This window comes from Psychroserpens luteus, from assembly GCF_015319355.1.
In the GTDB taxonomy this organism is placed as follows: domain Bacteria; phylum Bacteroidota; class Bacteroidia; order Flavobacteriales; family Flavobacteriaceae; genus Psychroserpens; species Psychroserpens luteus.
In genome coordinates, this window is record NZ_JADILU010000016.1 from 1 (window position 1) to 12,350 (window position 12,350).

A 12,350-nucleotide genomic window follows, 5' to 3' on the forward strand; every position below is an offset into this window, starting at 1 on the left:
ATTTTTTAATCCACACGTTTACTGTTGTAGGTGCAATAGAGTAGAGTTTACAAAGTTCACTCTTTGTGTGTTTTCCTGTTGTAAGTTCAGCTAAGATTTTTAATTTAAAAGGTTCGCTGTAACGTTTAATTACTTTGTCATTTTTGTACATAATGTTTAAAATTATGTAGCCTTTATTCAGGACGGGTCAGTATTACTGGCAACGTGTTTGTGTATGGTTAGTTGCGTGTTTCAGCAACTAATTTAGTAAACAAAAACGAACGCGAGAAAATTCCGAAGGAATTTTCCAAATAAGCAACGACCAAAGCAATTAATTATACACGGTGTTGCCCACAGTTTTTATTCTTTTTTCCATTCAATTATTTTTTTTTCACGTACTTTAAAATCAGATTCGCCTAAAACTCTACCTAATTTTATTATTTCAACAACTGAATCGTTTTTATCATATTTATATTCAGTCCTAGATTCAATTTGTTCATTTGGATTAGTTCCCTGAACAAACGTGCTATCAGTTTCTCTAAAAAGTTTTCCGCTATCATAGTAATCAAATCGTGTTTTCATTCTGTGATTCCCACTAAATACCCAATGTTCAATAATTGGTCTTTCGAGTGAGTCATAATCAAACTCCGAAACCCTTGATTCAACACCACCTTCTTTCAATGTTTTCTTTTTTAAAAGCCCATTTTCTAAAACTCGATTTATTGTCCGATAATTGGTTTTAGTTTCAATAAGGTTTTTCTCCGAATCGTATTTGAACGATTTTATTGTGTCAATTTTTTCACGTTTCTCAATAATGTACTTTAATAATCCATTTTTATCGTAAACATAACTTTGCGTGTCGATTTTGGCTGTTCCTTTTCCTTCTCTTTTGTAGATTGATTTGGTCTTTTCAATCCGATTTTCGTTGTCATTGTAATAGTAAAACTCAAAGTTACTAATGTTAATCAACCGATTTTTGGAATCGTAACTTTTAAATGACTTTCTCTGGTAATAAACAGAATCCTTTTTCGTCAAAGATTTTTCGGTTTTCCAAATTCGGTAACTTTCTTTTGCTTTAAATTCCGCAATCAATTTATCTTCTTCTAAATTCCAGCAAGAAGTTAAAATAAGACTTAAAAATGTTATGGTTAGCAGTTTTTTCAAATTGTGGGCAACGTGTTTGTGTATGATTTCGTTGCGTTTTTAAACACTAAAGTTAGCAAATAAATCAGAGATAGAAAGTCCGCGAGGACTTTCGTAAGTAGGCTATAACTAGCAATGAATTATACACGTTGTTGCCAATAGTTATTTTATATTATTAATCCAATTCACTATGTACTCTTTAAAATCTAAATCGACATTATAAATTTCGTTCGTTTTCCAGTCAATTCCACTTTTAGTCATAAAGTGATTTAGTCCACTAATTAATTTGAATTCTATATTCGGATTTTCAATATTATCTAATGCAGTTTTGCTTTGTTTTGGGTCAACTAAAATATCTTTTTCGCCTATAATCACTAAAGTTGGGAATACAATGTCTTTGTAGTTTTTTGTATTATCCATTCTCGCCTCCGCAACTTTGTGTGGTTGAAGATAATTCGCATATGCCTTTTTATTAATTCCAAAGTTTTTAGATTCTTTACGTGCTATTTTCCACAATTCCCAAGTACTCAATTCGGGATTTTGGTCAATTAATTCAAATATGTAATCCAAAGTTTTGATTTGGTCTTTATCTGTCTTTCCAATAATTAGATTATCGTAGTTTTTAATTCCATTATTAATCTGATATTTTATCAATTCACGTGGTTTTCCAATTGGTGTAGACCATTGAATTAAAAAGTCTGGTTTTATATCTTGTTCAAATGCTTGAATAGAAACAATTCCGCCAAGGCTATGTCCGAGAAATCCAATCGCTTTATTTTGAACTGACTTGAGTGTTTTTAATTGATTGAAAATTCTAACAAAATCGTTCGTGTAGGTTTCTGCTCGGTCGTCATATGTTCCTGTGGACTTTCCGACTCCTCTTTTGTCAAATCTAAAAACTGCAATATTATTTTCGAGAAGATATTCAGTCAGATAGTTGTGAGCATTTTGAGAAATTTGTCCAGTTCCGGAAATCAGTACAAGAATTTTGTCAAAATCGGTTTGTGGTTTTAAAAGAGTTCCGAAAATTTTGATTTCGTTATCAATTTCGGTTATGATTTCCTCATTGCTGTAGTACTCAATATTCTCAATTTCCTTTTCATTGCTATAATATCCATTTTGGCTAAAAATCAGATTTGAAAGTAGTAATAATGTTATTAGCAGTAGGTTTTTCATAATTATTGGCAACGTTTGGTATAAGGATAGTGCGTTTTTGGTTGCTGGGATTTTCCGTAGGAAAATCAGAAGCTAGCAAAAAAAGCACAGTCTTTAGTTTCAGGACTAATTTAAGCATTATTTTTATACTGTGTTGTAAATCAGTTGCGACAGATTTGAGTAAAAACGTTTTAATTGCGTTTTAATTTGCCGATTGAGGGAAAATCCGACGCAACAGTTGCGCATGGGTTTGGTCAGTCGGATATTTTTATATTTATACTCCGTAATATTTAACAAAATCGGATATTTTGTTTTCCATTTTTGGATGAAATCCGACGTAATTATTAGGTTTAAAAACTAGAGTTTTAATGAGTAAATAATTAGCGCAATCTTTTGGGAGCAATTGTTTACAACGTGTTTGTATATGGTTTGTTGCGTGGTTTAAGCACCTAATTTAGCAAATAAAAACCGAATAGAAAATCCGCGAGGATTTTCGTAAGTAGGCTAGAACTAGCAATAAATTATATACGTTGTTAGGTGCAGTTAAATTATAATTCGATTAAAATAAATGATGTATTGTCTTTCAGTATTCTATTTTCAATTTCGATAGTAAGTCCTCTATAAACTTTATCAATTGATTTGTATTTATTAGAAATTCTTAAAATAATTTCATCGGTAATACTCTCATGAAATCCATCTGTGCTAATTATAATTCGATCATTTGATTTAGAATCAATGTTGAATTCCATAAAATCAAAATATTTTTTACTACCTAATACATTTTCAAGAATGTTTTTTCTATTATAATTCTCACTTTCCTTTTTATTTATCTTATTTTCTCTTAATAAGCGTCCAGCTTCGTTGTGAGAAACTGTAAGCTCACTTATTCTTTCATTTCTTATTAATATTACTCTGCTGTCACCAATATGAATTCCTTTTATTTTTTTTTGATTTGCATACAAGCCAGAAAAAGTTGTTCCAATGAAATCAACATTTAATTCTTTTGTGGCTAAATGTTCAATACCTGAATTAGTGTTAATTAAGAGGTTTTTAAAACTTAATTTTTTATCCGCCTCTATATTTTTTTTGAATTCATTTATAACATATTTACTTGCTATATCTCCATGAGGTAAACCACCTACGCCATCAGCTATGAAAGCAAAAACTGAATTAAAATGAATCCCAGCATATAATGAATCTTCATTCTTACTTCTTGGTCCAATGTTGGTGTATTGAAAATATTTCATTTATTTAGAGCAAACTTTTTTATAAATTTCTTGAAAGTCTGAATTGAAATTTTTTGATTTTTCATCAATAGAATATAAAAGATGCTTAAAAGCACTGCAAAATTTACTTCCATCAACAATTATCTCCATCTCAATTCTTTTCAGTAAAGTAGAATCAATATCATTCTTTAAGTAACTCGCTGCAGCTCTTTGAACATACCATCTATTATGTTTAGTTCCCATGTAAAGCAATGCGAAAATACCTTCGGATAAAATATCGACAGTACCAATTTCCATAAATTCAGTAACTCTATTTTTTAATGTGTCACAAAAGTCCCAAGGAAAATTACCATTTCGTACAAAGTTAAAATATGATTTTGCTATGTAAGTAGATAAATGAGGATATTTTAAAATTTCTTTTATATGATTCAGTTTTATAGAAGACATGATTATGTCTTTTTCATCCTCAACTACACCAGAACTTAAAAAGTCTGATAGTTTTGATACATCATTTTCATCAAAATCTGTAGATGGTTTATTGAGAGTCTCAAGAACTATTTCTGCTACTTCAGTTTTAGCATCTTCTATTGTAGAGGTGATAGAGTTTAACGCTTCTCTAAAACTTGCTACAGAAGAAAATCTTCTCGATGGATCCATTCTTGTAGCACTTTGTAAAAGATTGCCAAATTTTGACGAGTCTGATATTTCATTACATGGAATTCTTTGAGAGTTACCAACAAAATCGTGTAAAATACATCCTAATGAAAAAATATCTGATTGTATACTAGCAAACTTTAAATCTTGAGTTATTTCAGGTGCGGTATACAAATCGGATGTTTTAGACATTCCTGTTTTAGTCAGAGTTGTAATTCCGGTTTTGTTCAGGGAAATAAGTCCAAAATCACTAATTGCATATCCATACGAAAACCTTAATACATTTCCAGGCTTCAAATCTCTATGATACATTCCTAATTTGTGCATTTCCTCAAGTCCTGCCATTATATCATAAATACACTTTAAATAATTAGAACTGTCTAATGTGCCATCATTCATGTCTTTCAACATAGAACTTTCTGCCAATTCCATTGTAAAAAAAGGTGGCTCTTCATTTTGATAAATCGAATAAATTTCAACTATGTTAGGATGTCCAATTTGTTGTTGGTAAATGGCTTCTTTGATAAATCTTTTTTTTGCAATTTCTGTAATGCTAACCATTGAAGGATGTAAGTCAAAAGTTTTTAAAGCCATTTCTGCTCCATTTTCATCTTTGACATGATAAACATTACCAAATCCTCCTTGTCCTAGTTTCTCTATTTTGTCGTATTTCATGAGTTTTTTCCTAATTGCACCTAACGTGATTGTGTATGGTTAGTTGCGTGGTTAAGCAACTAATTTAGCAAATAAATCACAGATAGAATATTCCGCAGGAATGTTCGTAAGTCGGCAGTGAACTAGCAATTAATTATACACGGTGTTACCCAACGTTTTTTAATCGACTACAGAACTCCAATTTTCACCTGTTTTTATTCTATGAATTTGCGTTTCAGATACTCCAAAACGTTTTGCAATCAAATTAATTCTAGTTCTATTATTCTTTAATTGGCGTTTAATAATTTTTACTTTCCCTTCGTTCAATTTACCAATATTTTTACTTCTTTTTTTAACAATTCCTTCCCAATTTGGATTGTTAAATTGATGAAGTTCTTTTTCTCTTTTGGTAGCCCATTTTAGATTTTCAATTCGATTGTCGGTTTTGTCATAATTTAAGTGAATAACACAGATTCCGTTGTTTTTTTCCAGAAAATGTTCCGCAACAAGTTTGTGTACATATCTACTTGTCAATTTTCCGTTCTTTTTTTGTTTTAAAGGCAAGTTTTGGTAGCCGTTTATATAATACTTTTTAACAATGAATTCCGTTTCAGTTTTGCAGTTTATAATTCTGCCGTGATTTGATATTTTAAACTTCTCATTTTCGGAAATATTGTCATCAAATTCAATCTCTGTCCATTGTTCATTCCAATAATTTCGTATCATTCTAGATGTTTTTTCAAATGTTGGGTAACGTGTTTGTGTATGGTTAGTTGCGTGTTTGAGCAACTAAATTAGTAAACATTTACGAACCCGTGAAAATTCCGCAGGAATTTTCGCAAGTAGGCTCTAAAAAGCAATTAATTATACACGGTGTTGTAAGTAGTTTTTGTCATATATCCTAATTCTACTAATTCACTTTTATCTTTAATTTCTTTTAAATATCCGTTTTGCAAGTAAACAATTTTATCCGCTAAATTTATTACATTTTCATAGTCGTGGTCAGTTATAATATATCCTTTTGATGATTTCATTTTTTTAATGTATTCTATAATATAATCTCTCACAATTGGACTAACTCCGTTAAAAGGCTCGTCAAGTAAAATAAATTCCGCATTTGAATGAATAATTAATAAGATTTCAATTATTCTTCTTTCTCCGCCTGATAAATCTTGATTCTTTTTATTCAGTAATGGCTTTACATTTTCGTTTTCCAATACTATTTTTCTGTTTTCCTTTTCAAGGAACAAATTTATTAATGACTTTATCGAAATGTTATTTGGTAAGAAATTATCTTGAGGTAAATAGTTGATTAGATTTCTTCCATCAGATATATTTTTTATGACTTTATTTCCAATTCTAACAAATTTTGATTCTGGTTTTTCAGTTCCAAAAACAATTTTCAGAAGCGTAGATTTTCCAGAACCATTTCGTCCAATTAGTCCTTTAATCTCTCCTTTTTTACAAGAAATAAAAATATCGCTCAATATAACTTTGTTGTTATAGGATTTTGTTACGCTATCTATATGAAGTTTACTCATATTATCATTAAAATCAACAGATTAATTAATCCAATAACAAATGTTGAAATCCATAACATAACATTGCTAATTCCTAAATTATAGTAATAGTAGTATTGATTTTTATTTTTTATCTCATAAAAGAAATATTGAGTAAAAGGGGCAATCAATAAGAAACTTAAACCAATCATTTTTGGTTGACCACCAAACAAAATTCCAATTAATATTGAAATCGCATATGATATAAAGAATATCTTTTTTTGGAATAAAAGTATGTTTTTCAATATTCTCAAAGTGGCTGTTTTTAAATTACTTACAACGTTTATGTATAAGAATAGTTGCGGGTTTGCGTGCGAGGAATTTCCGAAGGAAATTCAGACGTAGCAAACACGCAACAACCTTTGGATTAAGCACTAAACCGCAATTATTTTTATACGGTGTTGTAGGTAGTTTTTATTTTTCACTTTTTGTAATTCGGTCGAATTTTTCTTTTAATCTTTTATAATCTTCTCCATTTAAATTCTTGGTTTCAAATTCCAATTTATTCAGTTTCTTTCTAACATCGTCAATTTCGTCCGTTTCATAAACATTCATTTTTCGGATAAAGTTTATTCCTTCAGTTTGCGTTTTGAAATATGTTCTTGAGTCAACTAATGTTGCATAAGGTTCATTTTCCAAACGTTTTCTTTTATAAAGTAAAGCATCTTTTCCACTAATTATTTCTCCTATTATAAAACCGTTTTTTTCGTAGAAATTCAGTTCAATATCCATTAATTCGGTGTGAGTGAATTCTACCTTTATTTTTTTGCTTTCTCCTGCTTTATATTCTGTCGTTGTAGATTTCCCTTCTTTTTCTTCTACTACTTTAGAGTCAATCAAAACAGCGTTTTCATCAGTTTCAGATATCGATTTTTTAGTTTCGTTCAGCCAATCAGTTTGAAGTCCAAAAATGATAAATATTATAATTAAAATTTTGTTCATAATGCTGGTTTTAAATTACCTACAACGGTTTTGTGTATGGTTAGTTGCGTGGTTTAGCAACTAAGTTAGCAAACTTTTACGAACCCGTGAATATTCCGCAGGAATATTCGCAAGTAGGGAAGAACCTAGCAATTAATTATACACGGTGTTGTAGCAAGTACTTTTACTTTTCAAGTTCCGCTACTTTTTTTCTTATATCTTCTCGCAGAATAAATTCCGCTGTTTTTTTATTCACAAGTTTGTCATTCGAACTGCTCTGTGTTTGATACCAATACCAAGTTTCTTGTAAAACAATGATGTTTTTAGGTAAGTCCTCATAAACTTTTCTTTTTCCTAAACTACCAGAGATTTTAAATTTATCTTGTTTGTAAGTCCGAGTGTTTCGTTGTTCTTTTTTTATAAAAGCAAAATGTCCAGTATTGAAAACAATTCCTAAATCATTTTCACGATTGTAAACGTCAAGTATTATTTGTCCTCCGTCTTCTAATTCGTAAAGGATATATTGCTTGGTTTTGAATCCAAGTTTTTCCAATTCGTCAATAATGATTGGAACTGCTTCGTGTCTTCGCAACCAATTCGTCGTGGTCGATTTTGTTCCGCCAGATTGATAATATTCATAGTAATTTTCCGAGTTGATTTTCGGATTTGGCTTTTCGTCAGTTTGCGCTTTACAATTCGTAAAGGTCAGAATTAAAATTCCGAAAACTATGGTTTTAAAATATGTTCTGTTCATTTCGCGTATTTGCTACAACGTTGTTGTGTATGGTTAGTTGCGTGGTTCAGCACGTAATTTAGCAAATAAATCACAAATAGAATATTCCGCAGGAATGTTCGTAAGTCGGCAGTGACCAAGCAATTAATTATACACGGTGTTGTAACACGTTTTTATTTTTTTACTACTGATTTATATAGTTTTATAATTCCGATTATTATAAAGTGTAAAAGCACAAATATTCCTCCATAGAATAAAACAGCAAGTGAATTCCCATATCTGAAATTTTCTGAATCTGAGAATATGTAAATCATTACAGCTAAATAAATTCCAAAAATTAAAAAATTCCATTTGTAAAACACTTTATTTTTTGACTTTAAAATACCAAAAAGTAGAAATACAAACATTACAAAATATGTAATATATAAGGTCGTAAATTCGCTGTCGGTTGGAAACATTTTATTCGTTCTTGTCTTTTAAGTATTTCAATAAATTCACAAGATGTTGTTCAGAATGATGTTTCATTAAAAACTCAAATTGGTAAAGTCCATCTTTTTCGCTGTTATTCTCCAATCTCCATTGAACCTCAATTAAGTCTTTTATTATGTCGGTCAAATCATCTATTGAATCTTCTGTAACTAAATCCGCATCTTCATTAATCTTATGACTTTCCCAAGCAGAATGATACCAACCAAAATCTGGAAAATGTTCAGTTACCACACTTCTAATTCCGTCATAATCTAAACGTAAAGGTTCTTCATAATCAGTTTCGTCAAATTCCGTTTCTACATTCAGATATTCAGCGTAAATTCCAACTAACAGTCTTTGAATTTCGAGCGTTTTATTTTCGGATTCAAGTTTTTCATTTGTCCCAAATTCAATAATTCTATCTATTAATTTCTTTAATTTACTCAATGTTTCTTGATTTGGTCAAATGTGTTACAACGTTGTTGTGTATGATTTCGTTGCGTGTTTAAGCACTAAAGTTAGCAAATAAATCACAGATAGAAAGTCCGCGAGGACTTTCGTAAGTAAGCTATAACTAGCAATGAATTATACACGGTGTTGTAAATAGTACTTTTTTCAATTCAGTTCAAATATTGGTTTGTCAATTCCTCTGCTGTAATAAATATATTTGTCAATATTCAAATTGCTAAATATTCTATTTTCATAAATTTCGTTTAATAATTCGATTCCGATTTTATCCAATTTTTCGGTATGTTGTTGTTTAGACTCAAGTTCTTTTAAACTCATTCCAGTATATGGATAATAATCTTCGTACCATTTTTTCAGCCGAGAGAGAAAGTCAGTCGGAATCTTTGATTGGTCAATTTCAATCATATAATCTCCGTTTTCCAGAATTAAAATTCCAAAACATTTTGCAAATGGTTCTGCCGCTAAAGTCAATTTAATTTCTTCTTTCATTTTGCAGCCATTAATTTTCCATATATTTTTTCTCGTTCGGATTCAGTTTTTGTGTTGTCGAATAAGTCAAATGTTCCGAACCAATATAGTCTTTCATTCATTGTCATTCCACCAATTCCATCAATTGCAGATTTTTTAAATTCAATCCACATTCCATAAATTTTATCAAAGTCCGTTTGCTTATTAATCCAAGTGTTTCCAAGAAAACGTTCGATATTTTCTCCTAATTCAATCGCATTTCTTTCGTCAGTTTTCCAACTTTCTAAATTATCAGCTAGTTTTTGAATGGAATCTTCTTTTGAAATTTTCCTAATGTTATTTGCTAACTCGTCTAAATTCATTTTTTGCGGTCAGTTTGGGTATTATTTACAACGTTTATGTATAAGAATAGTGCGGTTTTGTGTGCGAGGATTTTCCGCAGGAAAATCAGACGTAACAAAAGTGCACGGACTCTTGATTAAGCACTAAACTAAGCATTATTTTTATACGGTGTTGGCAACTGGCTTTTATTCAATTATTCTGTCGTTTTTAAATCTATAAAAGAAATCAGTTGTATCTTTTTTTAGTAATTCTGTAATTTTCGAATTCTCATATTTATAAAATTTTTGCAAATTCCAAGCGTCTGAACTAAAAGCTATAATTCTGTCTTCCATCACAAAAAATTTTCCTTCTTCATCTGCCTGATTTTCGATGTCGTAATAATATTTCTTGACAGTCAATCGATTGTTTTTATCAGAATACTGTTTTTCGGAAATCAGTTTTACAGGAATTTTGTCAATCAGAATTTGGGAACTATCGTTCAGATTGAATTCGAAAGGTAAGTCCATAATTATTTCATATTCGCCATCACTTTCAAGTCCAAATAAGTGAAAGTTTATGCTGTCATTTTTTCGGATAGTTAAAGTTGTTGTGTCAGAATGATGAAATTTGCTTTTTGAATATTCCTCAATTACTACAGGAAATGTTTTTTCGGTCAATTCATTTTTCGTTTCGGACTTGCAAGAGGTCAGAATTGAGATTAAGAATAATATTCCAATTATATGTTTGTTATTGAGTTTCATTTTCAGCTTGTTGCCAACGTTGTTGTGTATGGTTAGTTGCGTGGTTTAGCAACTAAATTAGTAAACTTTTACGAACCCGTGAATATTCCGCAGGAATATTCACAAGTAGGGAAGAACCTAGCAATTAATTATACACGGTGTTACCAACTGGCTTTTATATTTTATGTTCATATCCGATTTCGTTTAAATCCGATTGCAATTGTTCAAAATCATCTAATTCTGGATTTAATTCTAGAACCAATTCTTTTGTTATTATAATTCCGTTATAAATCTTTTCTACAAGTTCCAAATTGAGTTCGTGTTCCTCAAAATTTTCCTCGTAATATTCTTCCGCCCAATTTTTGTAAGTCAACGGTTTTCCATCCAATAACTGAAGTAAATCATTTGAACCATCTTTGTAATCGTCTTTAGGTAAATTGATTTCTCCTATTTTCCAATTATTATCTGATTCAGTTTGCCAAATACAAAAAGTTGTTCCAATACTTTTCACAGGCTCTCCGTATATAAAGTCATTAAATACTTTTGGCAAATTTTCCACAACTCCTTTTGGAATTATTTGAGTCAATTCCGTTTTGGTTTCTTTTTTTGAGCTAAATATTTTCTCGACAAAAGATTTTTTTTCTTCAATTGGAATGTTTTTCCAACCATTCATTTCGCTTTCGTGAGCAAATCCGTTAATACAAGTTCCGTTTTTGCTAAAAACCATTAGCATTTGGTCTCCTTGTCCGTTTCTCATTTCACAAAATTCTTCTGTTTCACTCCAACCTTTTTGGTAAGAATAATATCTGTATTCCCATTCAGGACAGATAATAGCTTCCAAAGCAGAAATGGATTTGCAAATTTTTTGTAATTCATTTGGGTTTGGCAGAAGATTTAGGTTTTCAGAGGAAAGTTTGTTCATTAGCAGGATTTTTGTTTAGCTTGTTGGTAACGGTTTTGTGTATGGTTAGTTGCGTGTTTAAGCAACTAATTTAGTAAACAAAAACGAACGCGAGAAAATTCCGAAGGAATTTTCCAAATAAGCAATGACCAAAGCAATTAATTATACACGGTGTTATCTCTCGTTTTTTTCCGTTTATTAGATATAATTAGCCAAACAGTTAAGAATAGTAGACATAAGACCATATACAATGGTACGAAGTACATTTTCTCCACATTTACGTTAATAGCAACAACTAAAGCTCCAATAGAAATAATTCCAGCAAAAATGGCGTATCCGATTTCATCATAAAACCAAGCATAAGGAAAAAAGTGTGCACCTGTTATTATTACATAGGTCATCACAAAATAATCTGGATTATCTCTCAAAATAAAGAACAAAAAAGGAAAATAAAAGAGTTGTGCTAAATTCAGCCACATTCCTAATGGCTGTAGAGGATTTGTTTTTGTTGTCCATTTCGTCTTGAGAATTTTTGATAATAGAAGAGCCAAAGGTAGCATCGTAATTCCAACGTAAAATGTCAATATGCTTTTACTATATGGTTCTCTCGGTAATGTCCATATATAAGCAATAGCACTCCAGACAATAGAGGCTGAAATAATAAAATCAATTCCGCTTTTTGCGTTAATAGCTAATTCTAATTTCAATTTTTTTAAATCAAGTTTATTCATAATATTTTTAAGTTGGTTTAAGGCTAAGTTAAACAGTTGTGTAGAATTTTAATATTATAAATTTCCGAAATGTTGATTTGCTTATCCGAGTTGTATTTAATGAGAGATAACGGTTTTGTGTATGGTTAGTTGCGTGGTTTAGCAACTAAGTTAGTAAACATTTACGAACCTGTGAATATTCCGCAGGAATATTCGCAAGTAGGCAAGAACCAAGCAATTAATTATACAC

The 12,350-nt window shown here is 30.5% G+C and carries 14 protein-coding genes; all 14 read right to left on the reverse strand.

The window, feature by feature from the left end:
* Window positions 1-339 precede the first annotated feature (339 nt).
* Complete coding sequence (locus tag IM744_RS20305) at window positions 340-1,143, reverse strand: hypothetical protein (RefSeq protein ID WP_194510005.1); 804 nt, start codon at window positions 1,141-1,143, stop codon at window positions 340-342.
* Between the two features lie 141 nt (window positions 1,144-1,284).
* Complete coding sequence (locus IM744_RS20310; RefSeq protein WP_194510006.1) at window positions 1,285-2,298, reverse strand: alpha/beta hydrolase; 1,014 nt, start codon at window positions 2,296-2,298, stop codon at window positions 1,285-1,287.
* Window positions 2,299-2,825: 527 nt separating this feature from the next.
* Window positions 2,826-3,524 carry a PP2C family protein-serine/threonine phosphatase gene (locus IM744_RS20315; RefSeq protein ID WP_194510007.1) on the reverse strand — a complete coding sequence of 233 codons (699 nt, stop codon included), beginning with the start codon at window positions 3,522-3,524 and terminating at the stop codon, window positions 2,826-2,828.
* A complete protein-coding gene (locus tag IM744_RS20320) occupies window positions 3,525-4,832 on the reverse strand; it encodes a serine/threonine protein kinase (RefSeq protein WP_194510008.1) in 1,308 nt (435 codons plus the stop codon).
* A gap of 159 nt (window positions 4,833-4,991) precedes the next feature.
* Window positions 4,992-5,537 (reverse strand): HNH endonuclease, encoded by a 546-nt coding sequence (locus IM744_RS20325; RefSeq protein WP_194510009.1) that lies wholly within the window; start codon window positions 5,535-5,537, stop codon window positions 4,992-4,994.
* Window positions 5,538-5,671: 134 nt separating this feature from the next.
* Window positions 5,672-6,352 carry an ATP-binding cassette domain-containing protein gene (locus tag IM744_RS20330; protein ID WP_194510010.1) on the reverse strand — a complete coding sequence of 227 codons (681 nt, stop codon included), beginning with the start codon at window positions 6,350-6,352 and terminating at the stop codon, window positions 5,672-5,674.
* A gap of 432 nt (window positions 6,353-6,784) precedes the next feature.
* Window positions 6,785-7,312, reverse strand: coding sequence for a hypothetical protein (locus IM744_RS20335; RefSeq protein WP_194510011.1), 528 nt, complete (start codon window positions 7,310-7,312; stop codon window positions 6,785-6,787).
* A 163-nt stretch (window positions 7,313-7,475) separates the two neighbouring features.
* On the reverse strand, window positions 7,476-8,045 hold the full coding sequence (locus IM744_RS20340; protein ID WP_194510012.1) for a hypothetical protein: 570 nt from the start codon (window positions 8,043-8,045) through the stop codon (window positions 7,476-7,478).
* A gap of 438 nt (window positions 8,046-8,483) precedes the next feature.
* Window positions 8,484-8,939, reverse strand: a complete 456-nt coding sequence (locus IM744_RS20345) for a DUF5063 domain-containing protein (protein WP_194510013.1) — start codon at window positions 8,937-8,939, stop codon at window positions 8,484-8,486.
* 168 nt (window positions 8,940-9,107) lie between these two features.
* Entirely contained in the window at window positions 9,108-9,449 is a 342-nt protein-coding gene (locus tag IM744_RS20350; RefSeq protein ID WP_020897389.1) for a hypothetical protein, read from the reverse strand.
* The gene (locus tag IM744_RS20355; protein WP_020897390.1) at window positions 9,446-9,790 is read right to left on the reverse strand and encodes a hypothetical protein; all 345 of its coding nucleotides are present in this window, start codon (window positions 9,788-9,790) and stop codon (window positions 9,446-9,448) included. Before IM744_RS20355 ends, IM744_RS20350 begins: the two co-directional genes overlap by 4 nt.
* 165 nt (window positions 9,791-9,955) lie before the next feature.
* Complete coding sequence (locus IM744_RS20360; protein WP_194510014.1) at window positions 9,956-10,510, reverse strand: hypothetical protein; 555 nt, start codon at window positions 10,508-10,510, stop codon at window positions 9,956-9,958.
* A gap of 154 nt (window positions 10,511-10,664) precedes the next feature.
* The gene (locus IM744_RS20365) at window positions 10,665-11,411 is read right to left on the reverse strand and encodes a hypothetical protein (protein WP_194510015.1); all 747 of its coding nucleotides are present in this window, start codon (window positions 11,409-11,411) and stop codon (window positions 10,665-10,667) included.
* A gap of 137 nt (window positions 11,412-11,548) precedes the next feature.
* Entirely contained in the window at window positions 11,549-12,121 is a 573-nt protein-coding gene (locus tag IM744_RS20370; protein WP_194510016.1) for a DUF7010 family protein, read from the reverse strand.
* Window positions 12,122-12,350 lie beyond the last annotated feature (229 nt).

Bases quoted from the DNA above. Each gene is read 5' to 3' on its own strand.
- IM744_RS20360 (WP_194510014.1), bottom strand. From the start codon at position 10,510: ATGAAACTCAATAACAAACATATAATTGGAATATTATTCTTAATCTCA.
- IM744_RS20315 (WP_194510007.1), bottom strand. From the start codon at position 3,524: ATGAAATATTTTCAATACACCAACATTGGACCAAGAAGTAAGAATGAA.
- IM744_RS20365 (WP_194510015.1), bottom strand. From the start codon at position 11,411: ATGAACAAACTTTCCTCTGAAAACCTAAATCTTCTGCCAAACCCAAAT.
- IM744_RS20325 (WP_194510009.1), bottom strand. From the start codon at position 5,537: ATGATACGAAATTATTGGAATGAACAATGGACAGAGATTGAATTTGAT.
- IM744_RS20330 (WP_194510010.1), bottom strand. From the start codon at position 6,352: ATGAGTAAACTTCATATAGATAGCGTAACAAAATCCTATAACAACAAA.
- IM744_RS20310 (WP_194510006.1), bottom strand. From the start codon at position 2,298: ATGAAAAACCTACTGCTAATAACATTATTACTACTTTCAAATCTGATT.
- IM744_RS20320 (WP_194510008.1), bottom strand. From the start codon at position 4,832: ATGAAATACGACAAAATAGAGAAACTAGGACAAGGAGGATTTGGTAAT.
- IM744_RS20335 (WP_194510011.1), bottom strand. From the start codon at position 7,312: ATGAACAAAATTTTAATTATAATATTTATCATTTTTGGACTTCAAACT.
- IM744_RS20370 (WP_194510016.1), bottom strand. From the start codon at position 12,121: ATGAATAAACTTGATTTAAAAAAATTGAAATTAGAATTAGCTATTAAC.
- IM744_RS20350 (WP_020897389.1), bottom strand. From the start codon at position 9,449: ATGAAAGAAGAAATTAAATTGACTTTAGCGGCAGAACCATTTGCAAAA.
- IM744_RS20355 (WP_020897390.1), bottom strand. From the start codon at position 9,790: ATGAATTTAGACGAGTTAGCAAATAACATTAGGAAAATTTCAAAAGAA.
- IM744_RS20340 (WP_194510012.1), bottom strand. From the start codon at position 8,045: ATGAACAGAACATATTTTAAAACCATAGTTTTCGGAATTTTAATTCTG.